Consider the following 24,022-nt stretch of genomic DNA (forward strand, 5'->3'; position numbering starts at 1 on the left):
ACTACGCACATCGCTGTGCGATTTATAAAAAATGAATTAACAGGTACGTTTTGTCTTGTTTAGTTTTCAAAGATCATTTCGTTTGTTCGCTTTGTTAAAGCAACTTTATTAGTATACAACGATGCTTCTTCAAAGTCAACAACCTTTTTTTAAAAAATTGGTGGAGCCTAGCGGGATCGAACCGCTGACCTCCTGCGTGCAAAGCAGGCGCTCTCCCAGCTGAGCTAAGGCCCCATTGAAATGGTCGGGAAGACAGGATTCGAACCTGCGACCCCATGGTCCCAAACCATGTGCTCTACCAAGCTGAGCTACTTCCCGATTCCCTATCTATTCTATAACAATAATGGCGCGCCCGAGAGGAGTCGAACCCCTAACCTTTTGATCCGTAGTCAAACGCTCTATCCAATTGAGCTACGGGCGCAATCAATTTTACAATATCCCGTTGGGATAAAAATGGAGCGGAAGACGGGATTCGAACCCGCGACCCCCACCTTGGCAAGGTGGTGTTCTACCACTGAACTACTTCCGCATATCGCAATAAAAAAAGCTTTCTCTTTTTTGAGAAACCTTGGTAATAACACACTTAATAAAGCTTCCAAGCGGGCTCGAACCGCTGACCTCTTCCTTACCATGGAAGAGCATCTTGAAAGTTTATATCCGGTTTCTTAGGACAAAAGTAATTATAGCAGGGTTTTGATAAATGTCAATACGGTTTAAACAAATTTAGAAAGGTGGCAAATAATCGTGTTTGCCACCTTTCTGCCACCCTGGGTGGCAGACACCTGAAATTAAACCCGGCAACCACTTCATTAAATACTGAACACGAGGGCAAATAAAAAACCATCTTATATATAGATGGTTTTCACTTAACAATTTTCAACGTTCTTGGTGATCCTGCTTCCCAGGTTATATAATCTTTTCTTTTCAGAGCATCCAACAACCCTTTTACTGTACTCGTTGAGGTTAGCCCTAACAGATTCATTAATTCTCTATATGTAGGAGCAAACCCCTTTTCCTTAATGTAATTCTCGATAACCTGGAGCGTTTCAAATTGTCTTTCTGTAATTTTACGCATAATTCCTGACCCCTCTTTTATATGCTGCAGGAGAAACAGCAAGGATATTTTCGATAGTAAACGTCTTTGTTTGACGGCTGGTGAAACAATAAGCGCGTATGTAACTCTGATTAATTTGTCGAACAATAATTGATCTCTTCGTGATAAGACCGTCACTTCTCATATAAATCATATCTAATGCTGTTTTCTCAGTTAATGAACGTTTTAAAATCGATTCCATGCTTTCCTCCTCCTTCTCTACCATTATTTTATACGAACATTAGTTCTATTTCAAGTTGAAAAGCGAATGTTTGTTCTGGTATTATTTACTCAAGGAGGCAATTGAATTGAACGATTTTGAACAAAAAGTGTATCGGATTATTTTTAATATGACCCATTTAGGAAAAAATCCTTCGTTGGATCAATTGAAGAGAAAAACTGGGAAGGATGAACGAGCTATACGGGAAGCCGTTAAAAATCTTATGAGGCAGCGTTTGTTAAAATGGGATAAGAAAAAGAATAAATGGATTGTGTAAAAACCCCACCTTAAAAAGATGGGGTTTAACAGGATAATATTACTTAGATATTAATAGCTTTTTCGGCTACATAGAAAGTTCCAGAATCATTCATAGCATCATATACCTTTTCCACATTTAATAAACCTGCAAAAAGAATACCGATTAAAGCGGAGCTGATTAAAAATTTTTTCATTATATAGCCTCCGTAACCTTAAGTATTTGTGTTTGTGCATGTATAGTTCTCTTTAAGAAGCTTCTTCCCTCTGCATAGTTTCTTTGCTCATAATGAAAGTCACCCAATTTTTCTGTTAATTCTGCAAAATCAGACCACAGGCGTTTCTTTTCCAAATAGTCTAAGCTTCGATTTACTTCTGTTTCATTATATTCTTCATATATTGAATTAATGATCTTTAATTTCGCCATGTATTCTTCTTCATTAGAATCTTCAGCCCGTTTTAAAGCTGTTTCATAAAAGAAACGTGCTTCCTTAGGTTTGTTGCTTTGGTAAAGTACATTTGCCATCATATATAATGATCTTACTCCATACACTGTATCAAGATGTTCTTTCATGTCTATTGCTTTTTTGAAATGCTCTTCAGCTGCACTTAGGTTTTGGGTCCTTAAATAAACTAAGCCTAAATTATGAAAGATCACCCCAATGATCCTTTTTGCCTTTTTCTCATTCATTCCCTCAGCGACACTTAAAGCTTCTCGGTAATATGATTCCGCCTCTGTCAGCCGGTACATATCGTACATATTAGCTCCAAACATCATATTGCATCCGATCACTTTCACCTTATATAATTGATTCTTTTCAAACAAATGCTTAGCTTTTTTCAAATGATTCAGGGAAACAAAATGCTGATCAATTTGATAGTAGGCATCAGCTATTTTATAATGAAATTCAGCTTGTTCCATTTCATCTGAAACTGCAGTCAATTCTTCCTCAGCTTTACGATAATAACTTATCGCTTCAACGTATTCTTTATGATCAAATTCATACATCCCTCGGAAAAATAATGAGTAATATTTTAAAAGGCCTGTAAGTCTTTTTTGCGGTTTTTCTATTTTTTCAAGTAGTTCATCGACTGTGGGACGATCCCGATATCTGTCTTCTGGCTCCAATGAATCTAACATCAATTGATGACGGAAACACATCAACGAATAATAAACAAGTAAATCCTGATCCTCTTCCATTTCCTCTATTTCTTGCTCCACTTCTGCCTTTAAGATTTCTGCATCAGGAACACTGAATTGACGAATCATTTTATACCATTCATTGATCTTGACTCCCACTCGGGATGACGGTAAAACTTGGTCCATACATACCCCTCCCTCTTATGTCTATTTTTGTAATATTGTAACATTTCCAAAAAGTGTTTAAACCGCAAAAAAACCGCAAATTTTTCTTGCGGGTATTTTCCGACATATAGCTGAATTACTTAAAGGCACCCTATCATAGGATATAGAAAAGAAAATATAGATTATTTAAAAAAGCCCCTCTCATATGAGTTGGGCTTATTTTTATGAGGGTAAATATTTTTATCTTTCCTCAATAGGATTATGTTTAGTTGCTTTCAACCCTGTTATAACTTTTTTGATGATCCTTAGTATTACATAAACCATCAGAACGGCGATTAAATAATTAACAACATTAAACTCTGTCTTTATGAATTCTGTTGGAGTAAATAACAAAAACCTATTTCCTACAAACCCATCATAGCTACGATAAATCACAAATTGAATAGGGAAACCGAGAGCATACCCCAATTCTGAAACCTTCTCATAGGGTATTACAAAAATCGAAATAAGTGGAACCAGAAAGCTTATCAAACCTAACTTGTATTTTTTCAATCGGTTTTTCATGCAATCACTCCCTTCCCCTTATATGTTACCCGGCAATTATAACATATCCAAATAAATAAATTTATTGAAAAATATAAATCTTTTGGTTTTTTATGGATTTTGGGACTTTTATATGTTTTAATTGGTTTGTAAGAACTAAATTAAATGGAGGTTGAGAGTATGAAAAGGATTTTAGTCTTAGTCATTGCCCTTGGCTTGGCTTTGGTTCCTTTTGCTTCAGCCAACGCAGAATCCACAACAAAAGAGATTGCTGAAACAAAGAACCAAGTGGAAGAATTACAAAAGGACCTTGGTTTTGAATTAGTGGATGTCTCAAGCGAAGAATTTTCAAGTGTATCTAAAAAGGATTTTTTGAAGTTTGATTCAGTTCAGGATTTTGAAGAGTTTATTAAAAATGCTCAACAACCACAAGAGTTTGAAAAGGCCATTAATGTTAGTGAAGGTACTCCCCTAATAAAACCACAAATAAATGACTCACATGTTATCAATTGGTGGGCGCCTTTTACAGGTTGGGGTATGACAGGGATGGCTTGCTGGAAAAATATCGCGTTTAATTACCAATATAAATTTGTAAATAAGAAGCCTCAGTTCACCAAAGTGTCAGGTATTAACTCTTATGTTACTGCCTTAACGTAGCTTGGTGGAAACAAACTGGAAAGAGCTATAACATTACTAAAACCAAAACAACTAATGATACTGCAAAAATTAAGGTTGTAGGGGCTATGGTTCTCGGTGTAGACATTAAAGGATTTACGATTGGAGCTAAAATCGGACAAACTTGGAACGGTAGTTTACGTTTATATTAAAAGCAAAAAGGGGTTATTGATACCCCTTTTTATTTTATTCTCTTTTTGTAATTAAGTGCATAATAGAGACGCTTAAAAGGCTTTGGTCAGAAGGCTTTTTATTTCAATTTCTCCTCAATTTTCGCTTTAGTCTTAGTTCCATAAATGCCGTCAGCAGTTAGACCACTGACTGACTGGAACCGCTTGACTGCATTTGCTGTTTTGGGACCATACACGCCATCAACACCATTATTCTTTGCCCCTTTATCCGGGTAGAAATAAAGAGCAGCCAGAGCATTTTGAACTTGTCTGACATTCGTTCCTTTCGTCATCGGACTTGTCACTTTAATAATTCCGGAAGGAAGCGGGTATGATGTCTTTTTGCCACTTGTTTTAGTGCTGCTGGATGAACTGGATGCTTTCAGTTTCAACTTTTGGCCAACTGTAATTTTATTCGGGTCTTTTATGTTATTCCAGCTCTGAAGATTTGCCACACTCACTCCGTGCTCTTTTGCAATTGCAGAAAGAGTATCGCCTTTTTTCACTGTATACGTTGTTCCGGATCCTGAAGAGCCGCCTGAAGACGCTGAGCTTTTACCGCCGATTTTGCTTAATTCATCAGCAATAGCGGCTTTTACTTCATCCCATCTACACTCATCTAAAATACGGTGCGGGCAATATTTGCCGCTCCAGTCTTGGTGCTTGCGAACACGATCAATGCCCCAACCGCGCTCTTTAAGCAGCTGCGCCACAAACTTGATTGCCAGTTTTTCAGCAGCGTAGTATTTAGCGCCTCCTGACTTACTGTAGCAGATCTCTACTCCGATGGACTTGCGGTTTCCTGGGCCATCTTTTCCGTCTCCTGTGTGCCATGCATTACGATTCAACGGAAGCCCTTGAATAACCTGTATATCATCCACCGCAAAATGATAGCTTGTTGAGCTTGTGTTGTTCTTCATATAAGAAATTTCATTCTTTGCCGAAGCGTCGTTTGCTGTATTGTGGATAGTGATATATTCCGGAACCATGGGATTCGGACATTTCAAACTGTATTTTTCTTGAGAAACTAAATTTTTCACCACTTTTATGGCCATAATATTTCCTCCCCTATCTTAAGATTAAAAAAGGCTGCCAGCCGGCAACCTCATTTAGTTAGATTGTTTTGTTTTAAAATGGCTTTCTGCTTGTGCCCTTTGTTTGTCACATAGTTATTTTTGAACCAGGCTGTCAGTGTCGTGCCGATAGTGAAGATCAGAGAGCCGGCAGTGTATAGCGCATCCGCCAGTTGGTTCACTTGTGCATCAGTAATATCCAAGGGTGATTTACCAAACATCAGCATAGTTTGGTTGATAAGTGCAATTAAAAGAAGCACTGTCCGAATGACCGTGCCTTTGTCATATTTTTTCATATTCGTAATTCCTCCCTATTTTTGCAACAGATTATAAAGAATTGCGATTGCTCCCCCTATAATCCCTGTGCAAACTGCTGTAATAATAGCGCCCGTGATTGTGCGTTTGATCCAGGTTGTATTCTCATCGATTTTGTTTAATTTTTCGTTCAGCGTCATGATTTGCTGGTCCTGTCGGTCAGACACGCGCTCTAATGCGGAAACCCTCTGTTCAAGTGCTTTGTGCTCACCTTTAATGTCCGCTAAATCCTGCTGAAAAATATTCACATCAGGTACCTCCGTCGGTTGTGACATCAGTACGCCCCCCTTTTATTTCATCTTCTTCACCTCCTTCGAGGCAAAATAAAAGGACAGCCGGATTTTATGAGACGGCCGTCCCTCTTACTGAAAAGTTTCCATTCGTCAAAGATTTAAGTTCCATCACAATTTCTTTAAAACCAGTAATATCAAAAGACCAGGCTTCAGATTTACCTTTTGTGCTAGTGGCAAACGTGCCATCGTCCACTTTTTGCCCTCTCAGGGCTCGTTTTGTTCCAGATAAGGATTTTCCCCAGAATATTAATTCGCTTGTCTCAGCTGTCCCATAAACCTCAATGAGCAACGTTTTAAATGATCCAACGGTGAATGGGTTACCCTCACCTATGGTTTCTGCTTTATCGTGAAAGACAATATCCATTGTTTTCGCTTGAGTGTCTAATGAGCTAAGGTTCAGGCCTTCAGTCTGAACTTTTAAACGACCTTCATCGGTTAAGCCGCTCTTGTCTATTTGCATAGTGAGCGGAACAGCTGTCATAATTGGAACGGCTTGTTTAATATTTATATCTTCTTCACCAGCGCCAAGTGACTGATATAGTAAGAATTCGGATTGCTGCAGATTACCGTTTGCATACCTGAAGCGGAAGTATCGCTGGGTTAAGTGGATCCATTCAGTCTCGCCAAGTGTCCCTGCCTTAACCACTAAGGAAGACACTGTGGTCCATGTATTAGCATCATTACTTTCTTCGATGAATAAGGTTCCTTCTCGATCAGAATAAGCGTGACCTTTTACTTTGGAAATCAAGACCTGACCTAATCGATCTTGGCCATACTGTGTATATACCTCTGTTGCTTTTAAGACTTTGTTTGTCAGCAGCTCTGCATTACCCGAAATGGCCGCCACCGGCACCACAAAATCTCTGTTTCCTTCTCTGTATGGCTTGGCTGCTCCCGGCTTACCCGCTGCATCTGTTGGAAATTGAAAACTATACTTCACCATTTAAAAATCCTCCTTGCTATTGTTGATCTTTACACGGTCAATCATAGGCGTTACATCGTATCCACCCCCTTTCAGGCAAAATAAAAAAGCCCTAAATGGCTTCTCCTGTAATCTCCTTATACTGTTCTGTAGTGATTAGATTTTTTTCTATTCCTTCCTGTAAATCTTCGGGCGAGCAATCTTTGTAATGGATTGCCTGCTTCACCATTTCATCGGTAGCCCAGTTATAATACAAAGCCAATACCCAATAATTCATACGTTATTCTCTCCTTGTAAGGAAAGCAGCTGTAGCTTTATTTCAGACAGCGCATTTCCTAGTGTTTGGTTTAATTCTTCAAGCTTTTTGCGGGCCAGCTTCTCTTGTGACAATTCTTGCGCAAGCAACTCTACCTGATCAGGAGGCTCATATGCTGGATTGCTTTTCGATTCTTCCCACCAGGCTTGCAATTCCTCCTGAGTAGGTAACGGCGCCCGGAGATTCCATTTCTCAATATATGAACCGTTACCGTCGTTCCGCAGTTCAAAGTCCTTTCTCGGTACCGCAGTAGGGTACTTGTACATAATCGCATCATACAAAATCATAAAAGCACCTCCTATAATCTCGGATAATTTCTGCCGCCAAGCTCCAGTACATCAAAGTAATTGAGAACTCCATTTGAATCTGAAACATAGCGTGTTACGTCCCCGGAATAACCAACGTAAACATAAATTTCAACGTAATCTCCTGCATCAAGCGGTACTGTAACCGATCCAGTTATGGTTGCATTAAACTCATCATCACTGTTACCGGCAGGAGTAGGCATTCTAAATTGATTCATCAATTTATACTTTGTGCCGTTGACATACACATATAATTCAAAATTAGAATACCGCTCCGTATTCTGTATATATAAGCTTGCGCCGACTAAGTGCATTCCTGCATGACTGGCTACAAACCTATTGTTTTTTGCATCAAACAAGTGATGGCTATCTTTTATAATGCGGTTATATTTAATTTTGTTATTTTCACCTTTAATCAATGCTTGTCTTCCAGTTGTTCCTACATTGACATGCGCAAATCCAGATATTTTTTCCCAAGGAGTCCAGCCAGAACCGCTCCACCAATGGCGAACCCATATCCCTGTACTGTCAATATAGGTTCCTGATTCATTGCCTGTACCGTAAAAATATTGTGTGAAGCGGGAATTATTATATTTCTCGTTTTTTACAATTCCGTATCGCAAAGGATATCCGGTCGTGTTACCTTGGCCAATATCCATAAGTGTAAGCCCAAGTGGATATGATTCTCCGCTAGTTCTCGCGTCTTGAATTGCATTTGTTCCTGTGAGGAGGGTGAGCTTCTGATTTGTAAAGTTGTTTTGAACAAAAGCTTTTGCATCTGATAGAGCCTTGTCAGCTTTCTCTTGTGATGCGGTTTCTGTCTCGAGTTTCTTCCACCCCTGCCATCCGACAGTATTACCATCCCAATAATTCGTAAAGACATTATTTCTGTAGTCCATTGCATAAACCCAGCCATAGTTACCTTTACCATCAGTGGATTGGCTTGTCATTTGATAAAATCCTCTTGTAGAAGCGGAAGAAGGAGAATTTATTGCTTTTCCATTTGCATAAAATGTGCCCATACTTCTACCTCTATTTACAATTGCCTGAAGCATATCTTCGCCTTCGTTAACTGCAAAAGATACACCTCCAACATCATTTGTAATTTTAGATAGTTGAGCACCATTCCATTTATCCTTATCAGATTTCGTGACATGGATATCTGTTTTATTGGCATGCGCATCGACTTTCTTTTGAGCTCCCTCTTCGGTTTCCATCTCAATCCAAGGTGTCCACGTTTCCCAGTCGTTTTTACGGATTCGATTGAAGGACTTCAAACCATTCGTGGCATCATACGCAGTTTGAACGAGCGTATTTCCATAGCTCATAACCAGAAGAAAGCATTGGGTCAAGCCTGGCCCGTTAAAACCAGCATTGTATATCAGATACATCCCGGTGTCAGTTAGCTCATTATAATCCGTTGTTTCACTGCTGGCTTTATAAAATACCCTGCCATTATCTTGCGTTAGTTTATAGAGCTGCCCTGCATTCCATTTGTCTTTCTCATTTTTTGAGACATGACGCTCATTGTTAAAATTATGTTGTCGAAACTCATAATAATCAGCCTGTTTGACGTCATCAACATTCCCCAATCCCAATTGTTCCTTTGTCATCTTGTGAGGATTGTTCATGTCATTTTTATGTGCTGCTAAATCTTTATGCGCATCTTGAATGCCTTTTTCCCAACGGTTCACATCATCCTCATTGATCGGATCATCCGGCAGCCAGTCTGTTTTTGCTTCATATGCCATTTGTTACACCACCTCAAAAGTAAATCTAAAGTCCAACGTTCTATTGTTACTTACATCTAAATCTGTTGTTCTTTCCGTAATCACGTTGTTTTGTTCATCAAGGACCTGAACACTCTCAATGTGTTTGATATCTTCTTCCCGATGGGTAAGCACTGTAACAACTGCGCCCTGAATGGTTATTTCCACAACCTTTGTTTCATTTCCATTCAGCAGCACTTTCGATATTCTACTTTTAAGATCTGCAGCAGTACGCTCTCTATAAACTTGCGTAATCATGGTAAAACCACCTCGTTATTATTGAGCGTGACGGAATAACCCACCATCAGCTCGCTTACCTTTCGATATCGTCTGTTATTTAAAATGACAGTATCTTTTATCTGGAGTGGCTCATTTAAAGCAGCTCGCAAGGTATACGCCAAGTGAGCCGGCTTCATATTTTCTAATGTTTCTATGAGCTCGCTCATGTGCTGCATATCATCTATATCAATATCAACATTAAAACGGTACTCTCCAGGAAGTAGCCGGACCTGAGCGGACGGATTCTTCAGGAACCGATTCAATGCCTGTTCAATGGCCATATATGTTGCGGGCGGTATATTGGACATTTTCGAGATCAGCCGCAGCCGGCGGATCTCGTACGTATCACCGGACTCTCGAGGTACGTTCAATATTTTTTCCCACCGTTCAAGCCCCCAGGTTGCCGTAGTAACAAACAGTTGATCTGTCAGATCAAAGATGCCGTTATTTTGCTTTTCAAATTCGGGAGCTTCCGCTTGAAGAAGTTCAGACATTTCCTTTAACTTGGTAAGGAACGGCGGCAAGTAAGCGGTCATTTCATCGAGTTTGCTCAATGATGTTCACCTGCCCCAATCTAGGGATTTCTACGTCACTAAGAATCAAATTTTCGGTCAAGCCGTTGATTTTGATATCTGCATAATCACTTACTGAGGGTGAGTTATAGACAATATTATTGATCTGCGATAAGCGGATGACATTGTCTTCGAATGCCATCTTTTTAAAGAGATTTAAAACACCTGATTCGATTTCTTGCTTTACCTGATCAATAGAGCTATTGACCTCGGGAAGCACCTCAGCTGATATCTCAATCTCTTTCCAAACCGCACTCTCCACCGTGACAAAGGCGCCAATAGGCGCCTGCCCCTCGCCTTGTCCGGGTTCAGGATCAATATAGTTTTTAACCTTAGAAATCAATATATCGGAAGCAGGTTCCAAGTTAGCATTGGTCACAACAATTTTTACTGTGCCATCCCCGTTCCAAAGCGGAAAAATTTTCGCCTTTCCGACTCCGTCAACTTCTTCCGCCCACTGTTTATAATGCTCTTTATTTGCACTAACAGCTTCCCGGCGTACGCGGGTAAAATATCTCGCTCTTAAACTGTCATCATCCTCTTCTTCACGTCCAGGAATCAGGATCTCTTTCACAATTGCTTTTTGAAGTCCTGGAATGGTATCCAATGACAATAGATTCTGTCCGGAAATATTCGCGTTTCCTGCTTCCCCGGCTGTTTCACATTCTAACGTCCCGTCAGCTGTGTATTGAAAGTAGAGGTTTTCAACAAAGAAGCGAGAACCCACCGGAATAGTTACACCTTCAGTAAACTCCGCCGCCCTGACTGCTTTTGTTGCAGCCGTTCGCTCGATGCCGGCTTCCGTAGCCCGTCGATCTAAGAATTCTCCTTGTGCTGTGTCCGAGAAGACAAGTTCCAGCACAGTATCGAGCCAAATATAAGACTTGGCCAATTCTGCAGCTGCAGGAGCTAAGGCGTTATAGATAACGCTGCCTTCCCTTGTATCGATGTCCGCGGAAATGCTGTTCAGCATACGGTTCATAATTTCTTCAAAGGTTTGATCTTCAAACATCCTCACCAAGCACCTCCTCGATCTCCAGTGTTCCCTCGTCAGTTTCGACCGCAAAGGAAACACGGAACGAATCGCCTTGTTTTTCTATTTCAAAATCTGACACAGAGGAAACACGATCGTCATAGATCAGCGCTTCCTCTATCAGCCGCGGAATCTCCATTTTCTTATATGCGTCTGTTGTTTCATTATCTGCTAGGACGTCTTGAAGCTCATTTCCAATGTCATGACTGAAAACAGAATAGGCGTATCGCTCAGTATGAAGGGATAAATATACAAACTGCTTGATCGCTTCAAGGCCTGTGATGATTTCATTTGTGATACGGCCATTTTCAAAATCTATTTTGTAGGTTTGCGAGGTCTCTATGACTTCGCTGTCATCTTCAATATCATCAAATTCAACTTCTGGCGAAAGGGCCAATCCAGGCACCCCCTATATTTTGTCGAGAATAAAAAATGATTGCCCACCTTTTAAGGAGACAACCATCACATTCTCACCCATCTTCAGTTCTTCATCTCCTCCAGCGCGCAACCGTTTAGGAATAATAATCAAATCAGACGGAATAATCAGCTTATCATTTTCATTGAGCTTAATTTCAACAGGAGAAACGGAAACCACTTCAGCCGGCAGAATATCCACCGGCGACTCTGAACCAACGGCACCGACAGCCAAATGTTTGATCGCTTCACTTAGTCTCATGAGGAAACACCATCAGGAATAGAGTTTTTCTCCACAACGTCAATGGTCATTGTGTGCGTGGATCCTTTAAATTCGTGTTTGTCTGTATCGATCCAATATGTTTTCTTAACCCCGACTTCCGGAATTGAGATATACACGGGCAATCCGCTCTGAAGTTCCGGAATACCAATTGCTTGAATACTTTTGAGTTCTTTTTTTACACCCTTTTTCTGTGCCTGTTTGACTTTCGCACGCTCCTGAAGCTGCGCTTGGTTAATGTTATCGGAAACCGTTTCGACATACTGAAGCACACCATATTTACTGATGCCTGAGCTGTCGCTTGCGGTGGCTGTGTATGTTTTATTGTCTTTCTGACGCCGCAGCTTTACTTTTGTGGCCGTGTCATTAATTGAAGTGCTGTATTGATATCCGGTGATGTTCACACCCGTCTCCAGCACCCATACTTCTGACGGATCAGGCCAAGCTCGAAGGCCAAGCTTCCCCTGTGCAGAATATAATTGATAATTCCTTCCGGTTTGGCTTTTCGTTTGTTTCAAGGCTTTCAAAATCATGTCATAAAGGCTCGTATCATCTTTGAACACAAGTGATTTAATTGTATGACCTGTATTTGCAATGGACGTCGTGGGAATCTGAAAGTCTCTTGCCAGGCGTTTTATGATCTCGTCTGCACGCTTATTAGAGAACACATAAACATCCTTGTTTTTGACCAGATATTGCAGCATATCATAAGCCGTAAAGGTCAAGCCATGCTCTTCAGGATTCCGTGAAAACACAATACCCCGAAACAGCTCTTTCCCCTTCCACTTAAATAAAACCGTATCCCCTTCAGATACGCTGTAATATGAATGGGTTCCCTGTTTCGTAATGATCTTTGCTGTGATCGATCGCGGCGCCTGATACCGTTGCCCTTCGAGGGAAACACTTTCAGTTACCAGCTCAAGCCATTCCGTTTCTTTAATGACGAAAAGTTCTATCATGTCATCACCTGCTTATTGCGGTATCTTTAATTTTTGACCAGGAAAGATCCAGTGTCCTGGCTGCCTGATATTCCGTTTACTTCGTTTGATCATAGCCTTTTTATTGACGTTCCATATCTTGCGCCATTTTGTGCTGTCGCCATAAAATTTGCCGGCAAGGTCCCACAATGTATCACCTTTTTTAACCGTGTACGTTTTAGGAGCTGATTTAGACGGCCGTTTTTTCTTTGTCTTTTTCTTTTGCTTGATCTTCCGCGGCGCAGCGGTTTTGTATTCCTTCAGTTTGATTTCATAATCACGATCACCTATGTCTTTTTGACCCTCACTATAAGAAAAGCCCTCAATGCTGCAGGTGAAGTTTATTTTCGTGCCAGTAATCAAAAATTGAACCGGCTTTTTCGCTTTTGCCCATTTCTCAATCTTAGCGATAGCATTTTCAGGAGAAGGAAATCCCTTATACTCAGCAAGCGGACTGTGTTTCTTTGGAAAAAAAGAAGAGAACGAAATCTCTTTCGCTCCCGGTTTATCTATAAAAGTGATCTCCCCAAAACTGGCCACTTTTACTGATTCATTTTGAATTGTGTTGGATATATCAATTTGTTCAGGAAGGACAGGAAGTCGCAGCTTGTCCTTCCCTTGTGAAATCCAGAATTCATAAACAGATCTAGTCAAACGCGACGACTCCCTTCGTACCGATGTTAATATCCTGTTCAAGCTCAGCGACAAGGGCCTGCTTAATTTTTGAGACAAAGCTGTTCACGTCTTGATCATTATAAAAGTGCTGATCACCATTAAACTGAATGACAACCTCTTTACCGCCTGCAGCTGTCACAGTTGTTTGATTGCTTCCTGCGGTAGCAGCTGTGACTTGGCCAGATGGTAGTTCAATTTGACCAGTTTGAGCCGGGTCTGTGACTTCCATGCCGAGCGCCTTAGCTGCTTGAGCTAACAAATAGCGCCCGCGGATCCCCCGTTCTTCCGGAATGATCCATTCACGTTTATTTCCTTCCCCGACACGAGCAATTTGTTCTTTTGTGATCAGGCCACCGTTAGCATAACCAACATACGGACCGCCATGTCTCAAGCTTTTAATGCCAGGCACATTATCTATTGATCCGTATCTGCTCTTAATATATCCGATCGCTGCAGCTGCATTGTGAATTGGGTTTCGAATGTTACCCATGCCCGGTGCTTTATGAGCATTAAATGTGGTCGGGACTGTCTGCATGAGTCCTTGTGATGGATTTCCCGCCTTCGCGTTGCTATCCCACAGGTTAATAGAGTTCGGGTTGCCCCCTGATTCATGCTGAGCAATCGTCATTAATCCCGGCAGCCAGCTCAATGGTGTCTTTGTGGCCATCATTGCTGCCATGAGCCACTGTTTCACATTGCCCCCTACTGCACCCATTCCGGAATAAGCAGCTGCCAGTGAACCGGCTTGCTTTTCAGCATACTTTTTCACATCGACAGAATCCAGACCTTTTACAACTCCGACAGAGGCGAAACGCCCCAAGCTCATCATGACACGAGAAGGTGAATGGATATCTAACTCTTCACGAAAAGCTTTCTCGACTTTTTTTGCTAGTTCCTTGGCTGCCTCATGGACCTCACTGCCCTTTGAAGTCATGCCTGAAACAAAATTCCCGATCATTCCGGTTCCCCAGCCGTTTGATGATTCTTTAGACTTCAAAAACGGCTTATTCACATGAGTATTTACATACTGATCAGTACCAGTTTGTGAACTATTTTGACCGGAAGCAAACCCTTTGACCGTACCGGTTCCCCATGAAGAGGATTTATTCACAGTATTCTGGAATGGTGTTTTGACTTTCGTCTGTAGGAATCCATCTGTTCCGGTTGCCGTACTGTTCTGACCATTAGCATAACCATTGACCACCTGTTTTCCGTAATTCGGAGTGTAAGAGATCAAATTTTTCATAGGCTGGCCGACGTTTTTCTGTTTCCAAGTGTCCATTGAAACGACATTATCGCCAATACCTTGATCGAAGCCTTGTGTGAACTGTTGGCCGAAAGAAGCCGCCTGTTCATTTAGGCTCGACGTATCAACAGTAGGAGCTACCGTCGCTGAGACTGACGCTCCGCCGGCTAATGGTGAAACAGCAGTTTCTCCACCTGCAGATGAAGCAGAAGCCATATCGTCAACAACGCTCATACCAAGTTTTGAAGCTGCCTGAGAAAGAAGCATTTTACCGCGGCCTTTGTTGTTATCAACAGGGATAACAAACTCTTTACCCGCTTCACCAATCCATGAAATGGTTGGTTTGGTAATATAGCCGCCCGTCGCATTCTTTTCAGTTGCAAGAACACTTTTTTGTTTAGGAAAAATACTTGTTGGCGCTGATGACTGAGACTGGGCAAGACCAGCAATTCCTCCGCCACCGCTAGAATTTTTACCAGATGAGGATTTACCGGATTTCTTTTGGTGAAGACCTGTTGCATCCTCACCTCTCCCTATGATATTGCCTATGATCTCCCCACCAGCGTCAGCTAATCCTTTTAGCTTAATAACCCACCAGAAGGTATCTTCAAACTTCTTCTTAATTCCGTCAGCAATTTCACCTAATGGATCACCTACATTTTTAGTGAACCAAGTTTTAACGCCTTTCCACGCGTCCGTCACTGCTGTTTTTGCTGACTCAAATTTTTCTGAAATGGATTTTTTTGCATCTTCTACTTTTGAGACAATTGGATTCCAAACATTTTCACTAAACCAAGCTGAAACAGCACTCCATTTGTCAGATATCCATGTCCATGCTTCGTTAAGCTTTGTCCAGATCCAGTTTGCTGCATTAGTGACAGCATCACTTACCGGCGTCCACACATTATCCATAAACCAAGTTGAGACTGTAGACCATAAATCTGAAATAAAAGTCCATGCTTCGTTGATCTTCGTCCAAATCCAATTTGCTACGTCACTAACTGCTGTACTGATTGGATTCCAGACGTTGTCATAGAACCAAGTTGCCACTTGAAGCCATTTTAATTGGATCCAGATTCGCGCATAATCAATATGATCTTGTATCCAGCCAGCCACAGTTGCCACTGCATCACTAATGGGATTCCAAACATTATCCATGAACCAAGTGGAGACAGTGGACCATGTGTCTGAGATCCAAGTCCAAGCGTCATTTATTTTTGTCCAAATCCAATCAGCAGCATCAGTGACACCGTCAACTAATGGATTCCAGACATTATCCATGAACCAAGTGGAGACAATCTTCCAGAGAGCTTGGATACCATCCCAAGCAAATAGAAAGGCACCTACTACTAAATTTATAATCGGAACTGCTGTGTTATAAATAGGTGTCCACACGTTATCCACAAACCAGGATGATACGTCATTCCAGGTATCAGTCAGCCATTTCTTAGCATCCTCAAATTTATCGGTGATCTTATCAATCTTGTCTCCAGCCCAATCACTAACTGGGTTCCAGACGTTATCCATAAACCAATCTGAGAAATCAGACCAAGTATCCTTGATCCAATCAACGGCGTTTCCTGCACCGTCCTGAATTCCATCCCATGCTTTAGAAGCGCCGCCATCATCAAACCATTTGCCAATGGATGATCCTAAATCTGAACCCCCGATGCCGCCTGCAATACTACCGACAACTCCGCCGACAGCAGTGCCGACAACAGGGACGACAGAACCAATGGCTGCACCTGCGGCTCCTCCTGCAGCAGCTCCGCCAAGATTCCCAGCAAAAGAACCAACTTTCTCACCTGCATTATCTTTGTTCATCCCGAGTAAGTCGGTTGCAGCTAATGCAGTTCCCAAAAGAGGGATACCTTTCGCAAATTTACCGACACTTTTCAGCGGACTTAAAACTTTCCCGAACTTCGAGGCACCGCCCGTCGCTCGGCCTGCTGCACGAAGTTCTGATCTGGTTGTGTTAACTGAAGCTCTCGAACCGCCCTCTGCGTTTGCTGCCGTTCTTCCTGAACGACGTCTTTCCAGCTGTTCAGATGACACAGTGATAGATCTATTAGAAGGGTTCACACTGGTTGGATTACCACGTCGGCCAGAAGCATTTCTCCCTCTTCCTTTACGGCTGCGGTCACTTCCTCCGATACCGCTACAGCAACAACATGTTAAGCTACCGCTCCGTGGTAGACTTGTTGGACTCGATACAGATCCGGAACTTCCGCCCCTTCTCCCTGAACCACGAGCAGCCTTTCCATTACGTCTGCCGCTACGTGTATTAGGGTCACCGCCGGGAGTACGGTTGGGAATCAACTTCCGAATTACTCCCGCTGCATCACTTCCGACAGTTCCAATTCCTTTTAAGAGCGGCCGTAGGATTTTCAAATATGCAATCAATCCAATTAAAGAAGGAATCACAACTTTAAAGGCTGTTTTTAAATTGTCCCAATGATTCACCGTCCACTCAATGGCCACATTCAGCTTGTCACCTATGGCCTCGCCAAGATCAGTAATATCCTTTTTGATCTCTTTGAGTTTTTCTTGACCTTCCTTGCTGTTTAGGAACGAGTCGATCTTGTCAAAAGCTGGGCCTAAACCGGTAAGCAGTGAAGTTCCCATATCCTTAGATATGCTTTCAAAATCCCGCATGGCGTCATTAATCGGTGTCATCGGGTTATTATCCCGAAGCTGAGAAAAGCTGCGTTCCAGTTCGCCTGTTGTTTTTGCACTTGTCCCAATGCCTTCAGCCATATCTAAAATCGGCTGCTTCAGGTCTTCATATTGCGTTCCTATTAGCTCCGTGGCGATAGATGCCCGCTTAGTCTTGTCTTTGACTTTTGATAAGGCATCAGCAACCTTAAATAAGCTTTCTTGACCACTAATAGAACCGTCTTTAAATCCTTTGAACATCTTCTCTGTTTCTTTGGCACCGAATAGCGATTTGAACGCGTCTACTTGACTATCAGACATTTCAGTACGGCGAATGTTAAATTCACGCATACTGTCAGCAAGGTTGTCGAAGTTTCTGGCCCCGCCTTTTGTCCCTTTAATCATGGCGTTAGCGATCTGGCCGCCTGTAAGTTTCATGTCTTTAAAAGTGGAACTGTATTCATTCATCGTGTCCAGCAAATCGTCAGCCTGGTCACCCGCGTTCCGGTACACATACGCAATTAAATCTCCGCTGTCTTTCCCGGACATTTTCAAGTTGTTATACATTGAACTGAAGGCCCGGTCCACTTCCGCCTGATCAGCGTTCATGAGCTGTGCGATTTTACTAGACGACTCAGTCAATTCAGCCAGGGCTTTTTTAGATGCGCCTGTCTGTTGTGACAAGGTTCTCAAAGATAAGCTGACTTCTTCCCGGGATCCTCCCGCTTTCTTGTCATAATAGATCTGGTCTGTCATTCTAGCAGCGTCTTTTTTACTGACTTTCGAAGTCGCAGAAACATAGGCGTCTTGGGACATAGCACTTTTCCCGCTGCCCATAATCGCACCAGCCGACAGTCCGCCGCCAACTGCCAGGGTGACAGCAGCGTTTTTCAGACCGTCTAACTTTGCTTCAATTGCATCCAGAACCGCTGAAGCCTTGTCCTTAATAGAAACAGTAGGCTCTGCATGTTCGCTGTCTACATCAGACACATGGCGCCGGATCTCATCTAATTGGCTTGAAGCACGATCACGAACTGAAACAGTAGGTTCAGCATGCGAGCGATTCAAATCTGAAAGGCCTCCTCGAATTAAGCGGAAACGCGGTGTAGCCTGATCGTTAACGGAAACCGTCACCTCGTGGCTGCCTTCAGTCAGATCCTCTGTTTGCTGGCGTATAGAATGTAAACCATTCGAAACCCGATCATCTAAACCGACTTCAAGCGATCGAGCACGCCCAGTCAATCGGTTTGCTGATCGGTCAATTCGTCTCATAACCCGCTCCGTTCGATCCTCAGCATCAAAAATAAGAGGGCCATTAGCGGCCCTCTGAAGTCTTTCTGCATTTCCTTGGATCTTTCGAAGTTTACGGGTGATCTTATCCTGTAAATCAAACGTCGCTGTTAGTTTAGCCATAGTTAATTACCTCCCTTCTTCGCTTCCTTTTCTAACAGCTCAAGCTTGTAACTGATCAAACCATATAAAAGCGCCTTGAACTCTCTCGGCGCCTCATATAGTTCTTGTAATTCTGACGGGGAATATTTGAGCTCATGCATAGCGTAATAAAGATACACAGTCTCTTTATCCCCGTCCTTTATTAGTTTTTTGCTGCTTCTTCAAGATCTTCGGGATCATCCTCAAAGCCATTGATCTCAATTGCTTTGTTCAGCCAGTTTGCATATTCACCGCCGACAGAAAGAACACGTTTTGCAACTTCCACCGGATCCTCTGTTTTGTAGGCTTCGCGCAGTTCCTTAGATTTAAAGTTCGGGTAAACAGTGGTTTCAACGGCAATACGAGCATAGAAGCGTTGGCTGTCCAAATCTTTCACACGGCCGCGGCCTTTTACATTTTTGTAAGTGGTGTTTTCTTTCTCCAGCTCGTCAATGCGTTCTGTGGTAATAGCTTTGAACACAAACGGAATCACCTTTCCTTGCTTGTCCACAAACCGCTTTGAAATAAGCACTTCTACTTCTTCCGCTTCAATTGTTTGTCCTGGCATAAAGAATGAAAGATCATATACTTTTTCGTTTTGTTTTTCGCTCATGTTAATTAGCTCCTTTTGTTTTGGTTGTCTTTAGGCAATAAAAAAACACTCTCTGAGTTTGAGAGTGTTATGGTACAATATGGCTTAAGTACAAATGAAGCGGCTTCTTAAGGGTGGTCTGGCTCATCCCCAACAGAAAGGGGGTGATGCTAGTGACAACTTTTGAAACAATCTATTTAATGATTGCTTTTGGCATGTTAGTTGCCACGTTGTCAAAGAAAGAAAAATAGACCTCCCTTGAGCCTGAGAAACTTGGGGAAGGTCTATCATCACTAAACACCTTAAAGCCAGCCCTCTTAACGGGCCTTCACTTTCATTGTACCTACCCGGTTGCCGCCGGGTCTTTTTTTATTTTATGCATTTCTCGCGAAAGAAATACATGTTAACGAAATTGGTACCAAACAGCTGCTGTGCCCAGCAGTTGCAATACTTTTGTTTGGTACCAGTATATCATGAATGTGTATTGATTATATAATTATTTGTATCTCTTAGTTACAATTTTTGATTTTGAATGTGTAAGAACCTCAAAATTAAAATGTATCCTTCAGCTTTTCAGGAAGATCAAAGTCCTCAAAGGTAAACGGCACTTCTTCTTCCAATGCTTCAGAATCAACGTCAAGCCCTGCAATTTTCGCAGAGTCAAAATTCACATCATACAGCGTGACACGCTCAGTTCCACGGCCGGAAGACGCATCATCCAGAACTGCTTGAAGCGTGAAATAAGGATCTTCACCTTTCTTCACATAGTTTAGCATCAGCTGCACAAAGCGGGATGTGACTTTATAAAATGTCGCTGTGCCTGTTCCGTTTGCGCCTGTCGTTTTATGACCGGTCATGCGGCGCCCCATAACGTTGACTTCCGATTTATTTTTCTCCACATTCGCTTCGAATGTTTTGATAAACGCCAGTTCCTCACCGTCCAAGAAAAGGCGTCCCTCTTTACCAGATATCGTATTCTGCGCTTTAAAAGCCACCTTACTTCACCTCCACATTAAAGTAGAATTTCTCAGCTGCATCAACTGGCTGCACGGCAAGGTCAATCAGGAAACCGTCACGATCGCTATTCAGAGCGATTGTAATGTCATTCTCTGAATCAAAATTGGTAATGCCCCCGTTATCCTGAAGAACACTCAAATATTGAGTAATTAACGTTTTCACGAACTGAAGGCCGTCATTTGTAGCAGGGACGTCGCTTCCACTCGCTTTACGGGACTTAATCAATACTTTCAATTGTGATGTCAGATCATTATTGATTGCATCCAGCACTCGCACAATTTTGTTTTTCTGGAACATCTTATTTTTTTCGGCTGTTAGGCTTGTTAGGGAGTTGATATCCTTTTCAACTGAAACAGATTTATCTCGAGAATCATAAGTAAACAGGAATTCACCGTTCGCCAGCCGCTGAATTACCTGATCATTATCCAAGCGTGTCAGGACGTCCACCGCTCCCGCATATTCTACGAACGTAAGCGACTGATTGAACGTCGCTCCCGCGCTGGCGCCGGCGACCCAAGCAGTGGCTTTTTCCGGAGTGATCTCCGTTCCATCTTCAAGCAGAACCCCGCCTGTGACATTAATAATACCTTCGTGATCGCCTTTGTAATTAGAGAGTACGCCTTGAACCTTTAAGCCTTGATTGTCTCTCAGCCGTTTGATGAATGCAACAAACGTCGCTTTCAATTGCTCATTATCCTCAACAGGCAGCGCGATTGTGTCAAAGTATTCAGTTTCAGCCGCTTCTAAGAAAGCAGTGTAATCGGCATTTGTCGGTGTCTTATCTGTTCCACCTGACAAGCGGATCCCGGAAGATGCCGGGAGATCCCCGCTGACGTCCTCCGGAGCTGTGCCTGTTAGTGGAATAGAAACTGTTAAATCCCCTTGTCCCGTAAACTCGACCAACTTATTAGCTTTCAGTTCCTCGGCTTTGGATACTGTTTGTTTATCCACTTCAGACTGATCCAGATAGGTTGTGACATCCACTTTTGAAGAATCAATAACGTTTTCTGTAATTCTGATAATGATGTCATTTCCTTTAGTCCCGCCATAAAGAGCGGTTGCCTTTACGCCTTCACTAATGTCTGCTTGAGCACGCAGCCCCTCCGTCAAACGGTAAAGCAAGACTGTGCTTGCCTTCTTCATTGCCTCACGAAGAAGCAACAACGAAGGATCATCAATGTTCAATCCCACTTTTTTATTCAAATCCTCGATGGAAGAGATAGAAATGAATTTCTTAACCTCTCCCCAGCTGGATGCTATCGGCAGCGCCACTGTTCCACGTTCGCCTACTGATACCCGATCCTCTGCGGTCGTTTTAAAGTTAAAATAAATACCGGCACGCTCTTTTTCCTTGCCGACTGTAAATGTTCCGCCGTTCATCTATTTGACCTCCTTCTGAAGAAACTGAGTGATCAGCTTCTTCGCTTCTGATTTAGTGATGCTGTTTTTTTCTACATGAAAAAGAGCACCGTCAAACACCTCGGGCTTTACCCCAAAGAGCTCTCGACTGTGCTCTCGCAAATTCTTAATATAAAAAGCGTTTTCCGCTTTCTCTTTTTTAGTGGCCATCATTTCACCCCGCTTGTAAAATCAAAGTTTTCAAGAGAAGGATGCTGTTCTCGTTCATACCAATAGCGACTCGTCCAATTTAAAACAATGCTCGCATAATCATCTGAGATACGGATTTCTATACGTGATAAGCGAATAAATTCGCCCGTATCTTCACCAGATTCCCGTATGAGCGGAATTAATCCTCTCTTACTTCTAAGTGTATCCGCAATCCTTTCCGCCTCGTTATGAGCCTCCTGCGCGTTTTTGTGAAAGAGTTTCACGTTTAAAACATAGGATTTTTGAAACGTAGATACTGTGTCCACCCCATCGACTGTGGAAGCCGGAGGAATGTAAAGAGATGGGACAACAAAGTCCTGCGGTATTTCTTGACTATACACTTGTACAGGATACAGTTTGTATAGGTAGCCCATAATTGAGCCCACTTCTTGATTCATGGCAGCACCGCCTTAAAATTCTTCATCGATCCACTGCTGCAGCTTCCGCTCAAGACTTCTCTCAAACATTAGTTCAAAGATGGCCATAGCATTATCCCAAAAGCCGGACCCGTCCACCCATTGGAATTTAAGCAGCATTCCAGAACTTCTTTCGGCGGGATCATACTCGAACCGATCACCCTTCCAGCGGCCGGGGATCCACCGACGGTCCTGATTTTTAGACGGATCAATTGTAAAGTGCCCGTCATTCACATAGGAGGCGTATTCCAGATTTGTTCCGACATCCAGTTTTAAGCTGCCTGATGTCATTGAAAAAATATTGTCCTGGTCACCGCGTTGAAAGGAATTTAGCAAGCGGCGAGTATCTACTGTTTTTGTCCTGATGATTTCGTCTAGTACGATATCAATAAATTCATAACCCATAGCTTCAAGCCACTGCTCATATTTACTTTGCAGCCCTCCTCGAGAAGCCCGGTTTAATGACTGTATGAACTGATCAAGTCCCTTTATTTTCACAAGTATTCCACCTCCCGGACTGCCGTCACTTCCCAATGATGATTCTTGATCTTCCGCGGCTTCTGTAATTTATAAGCTGTGCCATCCCAAATAATCCTGTCATTCAAGCGGATATCTGCAGAAGCTGGGAAGTGGACCAGAAATGATTGATATATGGCCGTGTTCGGTTCCTGCTGCACAATGGATTGGTTCTTTTCTGTGAAGTAACACGGCTGGCCAGCTATATCTGGAACTTCAGGATATGAAAAAGCCGGCTGAACATCTTCAACCGGCACCCCAAAGGATTGTTTTTTGTTTTCCGCTTTCTCCTGCAGGTGATAAACATCGCATCGATGAGTTAATAAAGATCGATAGCTCATATGGACCTCATCCGCATTTTTACTTCTGTACCTTCCAAACTTGGCTCAGATGGTATCACATAATCTTTAATGAGTGTGTAGACGTCTGGTTTTTGAATAGGGCTGCCGTTTCCAAGAGAATATGAATAGTCACCGATCTTCTCGGTTGTATATCCTTTGGTGATTGACTCATCGGAATTTGTTAACGCAAAATACTGCGCCATTTTCAATAAAGCCAGCCGAACCTTTTCAGGGAGCGGATCATATTCAGGACCAGAAAAATCATGGCCAACTTGATAGGTGATATCAGCTATAGCTTCTATGATGTCCTGAGCAAGAAGGGAATCAGACCGATCCTTTACGGAATCAAAAACAGTGTATCCCTTTAGGTCAGCAGGAGTGATCAGCACGCAGCTCACTCCCCGCTGTTTTCTTGATGGTTAAGGATGAAGGCAATTCTTTCGTCTGCGTTTTTGAAGTCAGACGGATTGCCACCAAGATTAGAAATAATGGTTTCATGGTCCGATTTTTGCATACCTTTCAATTGAGATTCTGTATAATTTATCGGTTCTTCACCGCCATTATTCTCGCCTTGCACCTCATTTACTTCGAAAGCTTCGTTTTGCTTCAAGTAAAGATACAATTTTCTTGAAACCGGCTGTTCTTCTCCGATTTTAAAAACCTTGTCCATCACGTGATAGTTCTTGCCTTTAGTGAGTTTAGCTGTATACATAGC

33 protein-coding genes and 4 tRNA genes are annotated in these 24,022 nt (G+C 42.3%); 3 read left to right on the plus strand and 34 right to left on the minus strand.

Annotation, left to right across the window (positions count from 1 at the left end; translation table 11 throughout):
- Positions 1-158 precede the first annotated feature (158 nt).
- The 6 genes from ACY3LV_RS18915 to ACY3LV_RS18940 all read right to left on the minus strand — a co-directional run bounded on the left by ACY3LV_RS18915 (position 159) and on the right by ACY3LV_RS18940 (position 1,295).
- Positions 159-234 (minus strand) — tRNA-Ala (locus ACY3LV_RS18915).
- A gap of 7 nt (positions 235-241) precedes the next feature.
- Positions 242-318, minus strand: a tRNA-Pro gene (locus ACY3LV_RS18920).
- Between the two features lie 26 nt (positions 319-344).
- Positions 345-421: transfer RNA gene (locus tag ACY3LV_RS18925), tRNA-Arg, on the minus strand.
- Positions 422-454: 33 nt separating this feature from the next.
- Positions 455-529: transfer RNA gene (locus tag ACY3LV_RS18930), tRNA-Gly, on the minus strand.
- A 333-nt stretch (positions 530-862) separates the two neighbouring features.
- Positions 863-1,075, minus strand: coding sequence for a LexA family protein (locus ACY3LV_RS18935; RefSeq protein ID WP_464864302.1), 213 nt, complete (start codon positions 1,073-1,075; stop codon positions 863-865).
- Positions 1,068-1,295, minus strand: coding sequence for a hypothetical protein (locus tag ACY3LV_RS18940; RefSeq protein ID WP_268287870.1), 228 nt, complete (start codon positions 1,293-1,295; stop codon positions 1,068-1,070). The genes ACY3LV_RS18935 and ACY3LV_RS18940 overlap by 8 nt, the downstream gene beginning before the upstream one ends.
- Before the next feature lie 106 nt (positions 1,296-1,401).
- Here ACY3LV_RS18940 and ACY3LV_RS18945 point away from each other — a divergent pair, with 106 nt between their 5' ends.
- On the plus strand, positions 1,402-1,590 hold the full coding sequence (locus tag ACY3LV_RS18945; protein WP_044430359.1) for a hypothetical protein: 189 nt from the start codon (positions 1,402-1,404) through the stop codon (positions 1,588-1,590).
- Positions 1,591-1,633: 43 nt separating this feature from the next.
- Here the strand turns inward: ACY3LV_RS18945 and ACY3LV_RS18950 are convergent, their stop codons facing one another.
- The 3 genes from ACY3LV_RS18950 to ACY3LV_RS18960 all read right to left on the minus strand — a co-directional run bounded on the left by ACY3LV_RS18950 (position 1,634) and on the right by ACY3LV_RS18960 (position 3,438).
- Complete coding sequence (locus ACY3LV_RS18950; RefSeq protein ID WP_268287869.1) at positions 1,634-1,765, minus strand: hypothetical protein; 132 nt, start codon at positions 1,763-1,765, stop codon at positions 1,634-1,636.
- A complete protein-coding gene (locus ACY3LV_RS18955) occupies positions 1,765-2,895 on the minus strand; it encodes a response regulator aspartate phosphatase (RefSeq protein WP_464864303.1) in 1,131 nt (376 codons plus the stop codon). The genes ACY3LV_RS18950 and ACY3LV_RS18955 overlap by 1 nt, the downstream gene beginning before the upstream one ends.
- 219 nt (positions 2,896-3,114) lie before the next feature.
- Positions 3,115-3,438 carry a hypothetical protein gene (locus tag ACY3LV_RS18960; RefSeq protein WP_088326066.1) on the minus strand — a complete coding sequence of 108 codons (324 nt, stop codon included), beginning with the start codon at positions 3,436-3,438 and terminating at the stop codon, positions 3,115-3,117.
- A gap of 159 nt (positions 3,439-3,597) precedes the next feature.
- Here ACY3LV_RS18960 and ACY3LV_RS18965 point away from each other — a divergent pair, with 159 nt between their 5' ends.
- On the plus strand, positions 3,598-4,074 hold the full coding sequence (locus tag ACY3LV_RS18965) for a hypothetical protein (RefSeq protein WP_464864304.1): 477 nt from the start codon (positions 3,598-3,600) through the stop codon (positions 4,072-4,074).
- 268 nt (positions 4,075-4,342) lie between these two features.
- On the opposite strand, the gene ACY3LV_RS18970 is transcribed toward ACY3LV_RS18965, so the two are convergent.
- The 17 genes from ACY3LV_RS18970 to ACY3LV_RS19050 form a co-directional block, all read right to left on the minus strand.
- Positions 4,343-5,317 carry an N-acetylmuramoyl-L-alanine amidase gene (locus ACY3LV_RS18970; protein ID WP_464864305.1) on the minus strand — a complete coding sequence of 325 codons (975 nt, stop codon included), beginning with the start codon at positions 5,315-5,317 and terminating at the stop codon, positions 4,343-4,345.
- A gap of 50 nt (positions 5,318-5,367) precedes the next feature.
- Complete coding sequence (locus ACY3LV_RS18975; RefSeq protein WP_213415706.1) at positions 5,368-5,631, minus strand: phage holin; 264 nt, start codon at positions 5,629-5,631, stop codon at positions 5,368-5,370.
- Positions 5,632-5,646: 15 nt separating this feature from the next.
- A complete protein-coding gene (locus tag ACY3LV_RS18980) occupies positions 5,647-5,925 on the minus strand; it encodes a hemolysin XhlA family protein (protein ID WP_019712729.1) in 279 nt (92 codons plus the stop codon).
- A gap of 67 nt (positions 5,926-5,992) precedes the next feature.
- Positions 5,993-6,886: a phage-like element PBSX protein XepA gene (xepA, locus tag ACY3LV_RS18985; RefSeq protein ID WP_464864306.1), complete on the minus strand. Its 894-nt coding sequence runs from the start codon at positions 6,884-6,886 to the stop codon at positions 5,993-5,995.
- Between the two features lie 91 nt (positions 6,887-6,977).
- Entirely contained in the window at positions 6,978-7,142 is a 165-nt protein-coding gene (locus tag ACY3LV_RS18990) for an XkdX family protein (protein WP_464864307.1), read from the minus strand.
- Positions 7,139-7,468, minus strand: a complete 330-nt coding sequence (locus tag ACY3LV_RS18995) for an XkdW family protein (RefSeq protein ID WP_464864308.1) — start codon at positions 7,466-7,468, stop codon at positions 7,139-7,141. Before ACY3LV_RS18995 ends, ACY3LV_RS18990 begins: the two co-directional genes overlap by 4 nt.
- Positions 7,469-7,479: 11 nt before the next feature.
- Positions 7,480-9,237 (minus strand): pyocin knob domain-containing protein, encoded by a 1,758-nt coding sequence (locus tag ACY3LV_RS19000; RefSeq protein WP_464864309.1) that lies wholly within the window; start codon positions 9,235-9,237, stop codon positions 7,480-7,482.
- 3 nt (positions 9,238-9,240) lie between these two features.
- The gene (locus ACY3LV_RS19005; protein ID WP_464864310.1) at positions 9,241-9,513 is read right to left on the minus strand and encodes a hypothetical protein; all 273 of its coding nucleotides are present in this window, start codon (positions 9,511-9,513) and stop codon (positions 9,241-9,243) included.
- The gene (locus tag ACY3LV_RS19010; protein WP_464864311.1) at positions 9,510-10,088 is read right to left on the minus strand and encodes a YmfQ family protein; all 579 of its coding nucleotides are present in this window, start codon (positions 10,086-10,088) and stop codon (positions 9,510-9,512) included. Before ACY3LV_RS19010 ends, ACY3LV_RS19005 begins: the two co-directional genes overlap by 4 nt.
- Entirely contained in the window at positions 10,072-11,118 is a 1,047-nt protein-coding gene (locus ACY3LV_RS19015; protein WP_464864312.1) for a baseplate J/gp47 family protein, read from the minus strand. The genes ACY3LV_RS19010 and ACY3LV_RS19015 overlap by 17 nt, the downstream gene beginning before the upstream one ends.
- Complete coding sequence (locus ACY3LV_RS19020; RefSeq protein WP_456520355.1) at positions 11,111-11,536, minus strand: DUF2634 domain-containing protein; 426 nt, start codon at positions 11,534-11,536, stop codon at positions 11,111-11,113. The genes ACY3LV_RS19015 and ACY3LV_RS19020 overlap by 8 nt, the downstream gene beginning before the upstream one ends.
- Positions 11,537-11,548: 12 nt before the next feature.
- Positions 11,549-11,815, minus strand: coding sequence for a DUF2577 family protein (locus tag ACY3LV_RS19025; RefSeq protein WP_456520356.1), 267 nt, complete (start codon positions 11,813-11,815; stop codon positions 11,549-11,551).
- Positions 11,812-12,792, minus strand: coding sequence for an XkdQ/YqbQ family protein (locus ACY3LV_RS19030; RefSeq protein ID WP_464864313.1), 981 nt, complete (start codon positions 12,790-12,792; stop codon positions 11,812-11,814). The genes ACY3LV_RS19025 and ACY3LV_RS19030 overlap by 4 nt, the downstream gene beginning before the upstream one ends.
- A gap of 12 nt (positions 12,793-12,804) precedes the next feature.
- The gene (locus ACY3LV_RS19035; protein WP_003229936.1) at positions 12,805-13,464 is read right to left on the minus strand and encodes a LysM peptidoglycan-binding domain-containing protein; all 660 of its coding nucleotides are present in this window, start codon (positions 13,462-13,464) and stop codon (positions 12,805-12,807) included.
- Positions 13,457-18,799, minus strand: coding sequence for a phage tail tape measure protein (locus ACY3LV_RS19040; RefSeq protein WP_464864314.1), 5,343 nt, complete (start codon positions 18,797-18,799; stop codon positions 13,457-13,459). The genes ACY3LV_RS19035 and ACY3LV_RS19040 overlap by 8 nt, the downstream gene beginning before the upstream one ends.
- Positions 18,800-18,801: 2 nt before the next feature.
- A complete protein-coding gene (locus ACY3LV_RS19045) occupies positions 18,802-18,939 on the minus strand; it encodes a hypothetical protein (protein ID WP_014112408.1) in 138 nt (45 codons plus the stop codon).
- 41 nt (positions 18,940-18,980) lie between these two features.
- Positions 18,981-19,430, minus strand: coding sequence for a phage tail assembly chaperone (locus ACY3LV_RS19050; RefSeq protein ID WP_131227018.1), 450 nt, complete (start codon positions 19,428-19,430; stop codon positions 18,981-18,983).
- 146 nt (positions 19,431-19,576) lie between these two features.
- Between ACY3LV_RS19050 and ACY3LV_RS19055 the strand changes: the two genes are divergently transcribed.
- The gene (locus tag ACY3LV_RS19055) at positions 19,577-19,660 is read left to right on the plus strand and encodes a putative holin-like toxin (RefSeq protein ID WP_268397074.1); all 84 of its coding nucleotides are present in this window, start codon (positions 19,577-19,579) and stop codon (positions 19,658-19,660) included.
- Positions 19,661-19,960: 300 nt separating this feature from the next.
- On the opposite strand, the gene ACY3LV_RS19060 is transcribed toward ACY3LV_RS19055, so the two are convergent.
- Genes ACY3LV_RS19060 through ACY3LV_RS19095 form a run of 8 tightly spaced genes read right to left on the minus strand, consistent with a single transcriptional unit; the run spans position 19,961 to position 24,019 of the window.
- Complete coding sequence (locus tag ACY3LV_RS19060; protein ID WP_014112406.1) at positions 19,961-20,404, minus strand: phage tail tube protein; 444 nt, start codon at positions 20,402-20,404, stop codon at positions 19,961-19,963.
- Between the two features lies 1 nt (position 20,405).
- Positions 20,406-21,806 carry a phage tail sheath family protein gene (locus ACY3LV_RS19065; RefSeq protein WP_464864315.1) on the minus strand — a complete coding sequence of 467 codons (1,401 nt, stop codon included), beginning with the start codon at positions 21,804-21,806 and terminating at the stop codon, positions 20,406-20,408.
- Positions 21,807-21,998, minus strand: a complete 192-nt coding sequence (locus ACY3LV_RS19070) for a hypothetical protein (RefSeq protein WP_041952578.1) — start codon at positions 21,996-21,998, stop codon at positions 21,807-21,809.
- On the minus strand, positions 21,995-22,432 hold the full coding sequence (locus ACY3LV_RS19075; RefSeq protein ID WP_464864316.1) for a phage tail terminator family protein: 438 nt from the start codon (positions 22,430-22,432) through the stop codon (positions 21,995-21,997). The genes ACY3LV_RS19070 and ACY3LV_RS19075 overlap by 4 nt, the downstream gene beginning before the upstream one ends.
- Before the next feature lie 12 nt (positions 22,433-22,444).
- A complete protein-coding gene (locus ACY3LV_RS19080; RefSeq protein ID WP_464864317.1) occupies positions 22,445-22,948 on the minus strand; it encodes an HK97 gp10 family phage protein in 504 nt (167 codons plus the stop codon).
- The gene (locus tag ACY3LV_RS19085; protein ID WP_264240445.1) at positions 22,945-23,307 is read right to left on the minus strand and encodes a YqbH/XkdH family protein; all 363 of its coding nucleotides are present in this window, start codon (positions 23,305-23,307) and stop codon (positions 22,945-22,947) included. Before ACY3LV_RS19085 ends, ACY3LV_RS19080 begins: the two co-directional genes overlap by 4 nt.
- Complete coding sequence (yqbG, locus tag ACY3LV_RS19090) at positions 23,304-23,696, minus strand: protein YqbG (protein ID WP_464864318.1); 393 nt, start codon at positions 23,694-23,696, stop codon at positions 23,304-23,306. The genes ACY3LV_RS19085 and yqbG overlap by 4 nt, the downstream gene beginning before the upstream one ends.
- A gap of 5 nt (positions 23,697-23,701) precedes the next feature.
- Complete coding sequence (locus tag ACY3LV_RS19095) at positions 23,702-24,019, minus strand: YqbF domain-containing protein (RefSeq protein ID WP_464864319.1); 318 nt, start codon at positions 24,017-24,019, stop codon at positions 23,702-23,704.
- Positions 24,020-24,022: the final 3 nt, after the last annotated feature.

This window comes from Bacillus sp. 11C (assembly GCF_055486375.1).

Bases quoted from the DNA above. Each gene is read 5' to 3' on its own strand.
- ACY3LV_RS18935 (WP_464864302.1), bottom strand. From the start codon at position 1,075: ATGCGTAAAATTACAGAAAGACAATTTGAAACGCTCCAGGTTATCGAG.
- ACY3LV_RS18940 (WP_268287870.1), bottom strand. From the start codon at position 1,295: ATGGAATCGATTTTAAAACGTTCATTAACTGAGAAAACAGCATTAGAT.
- ACY3LV_RS18950 (WP_268287869.1), bottom strand. From the start codon at position 1,765: ATGAAAAAATTTTTAATCAGCTCCGCTTTAATCGGTATTCTTTTTGCA.
- ACY3LV_RS18955 (WP_464864303.1), bottom strand. From the start codon at position 2,895: ATGGACCAAGTTTTACCGTCATCCCGAGTGGGAGTCAAGATCAATGAA.
- ACY3LV_RS18960 (WP_088326066.1), bottom strand. From the start codon at position 3,438: ATGAAAAACCGATTGAAAAAATACAAGTTAGGTTTGATAAGCTTTCTG.
- ACY3LV_RS18965 (WP_464864304.1), top strand. From the start codon at position 3,598: ATGAAAAGGATTTTAGTCTTAGTCATTGCCCTTGGCTTGGCTTTGGTT.
- ACY3LV_RS18970 (WP_464864305.1), bottom strand. From the start codon at position 5,317: ATGGCCATAAAAGTGGTGAAAAATTTAGTTTCTCAAGAAAAATACAGT.
- ACY3LV_RS18975 (WP_213415706.1), bottom strand. From the start codon at position 5,631: ATGAAAAAATATGACAAAGGCACGGTCATTCGGACAGTGCTTCTTTTA.
- ACY3LV_RS18980 (WP_019712729.1), bottom strand. From the start codon at position 5,925: ATGTCACAACCGACGGAGGTACCTGATGTGAATATTTTTCAGCAGGAT.
- xepA (WP_464864306.1), bottom strand. From the start codon at position 6,886: ATGGTGAAGTATAGTTTTCAATTTCCAACAGATGCAGCGGGTAAGCCG.
- ACY3LV_RS18990 (WP_464864307.1), bottom strand. From the start codon at position 7,142: ATGAATTATTGGGTATTGGCTTTGTATTATAACTGGGCTACCGATGAA.
- ACY3LV_RS18995 (WP_464864308.1), bottom strand. From the start codon at position 7,468: ATGATTTTGTATGATGCGATTATGTACAAGTACCCTACTGCGGTACCG.
- ACY3LV_RS19000 (WP_464864309.1), bottom strand. From the start codon at position 9,237: ATGGCATATGAAGCAAAAACAGACTGGCTGCCGGATGATCCGATCAAT.
- ACY3LV_RS19005 (WP_464864310.1), bottom strand. From the start codon at position 9,513: ATGATTACGCAAGTTTATAGAGAGCGTACTGCTGCAGATCTTAAAAGT.
- ACY3LV_RS19015 (WP_464864312.1), bottom strand. From the start codon at position 11,118: ATGTTTGAAGATCAAACCTTTGAAGAAATTATGAACCGTATGCTGAAC.
- ACY3LV_RS19025 (WP_456520356.1), bottom strand. From the start codon at position 11,815: ATGAGACTAAGTGAAGCGATCAAACATTTGGCTGTCGGTGCCGTTGGT.
- ACY3LV_RS19030 (WP_464864313.1), bottom strand. From the start codon at position 12,792: ATGATAGAACTTTTCGTCATTAAAGAAACGGAATGGCTTGAGCTGGTA.
- ACY3LV_RS19040 (WP_464864314.1), bottom strand. From the start codon at position 18,799: ATGGCTAAACTAACAGCGACGTTTGATTTACAGGATAAGATCACCCGT.
- ACY3LV_RS19045 (WP_014112408.1), bottom strand. From the start codon at position 18,939: ATGCATGAGCTCAAATATTCCCCGTCAGAATTACAAGAACTATATGAG.
- ACY3LV_RS19050 (WP_131227018.1), bottom strand. From the start codon at position 19,430: ATGAGCGAAAAACAAAACGAAAAAGTATATGATCTTTCATTCTTTATG.
- ACY3LV_RS19055 (WP_268397074.1), top strand. From the start codon at position 19,577: ATGCTAGTGACAACTTTTGAAACAATCTATTTAATGATTGCTTTTGGC.
- ACY3LV_RS19065 (WP_464864315.1), bottom strand. From the start codon at position 21,806: ATGAACGGCGGAACATTTACAGTCGGCAAGGAAAAAGAGCGTGCCGGT.
- ACY3LV_RS19070 (WP_041952578.1), bottom strand. From the start codon at position 21,998: ATGATGGCCACTAAAAAAGAGAAAGCGGAAAACGCTTTTTATATTAAG.
- ACY3LV_RS19075 (WP_464864316.1), bottom strand. From the start codon at position 22,432: ATGAATCAAGAAGTGGGCTCAATTATGGGCTACCTATACAAACTGTAT.
- ACY3LV_RS19085 (WP_264240445.1), bottom strand. From the start codon at position 23,307: ATGAGCTATCGATCTTTATTAACTCATCGATGCGATGTTTATCACCTG.
- ACY3LV_RS19095 (WP_464864319.1), bottom strand. From the start codon at position 24,019: ATGTATACAGCTAAACTCACTAAAGGCAAGAACTATCACGTGATGGAC.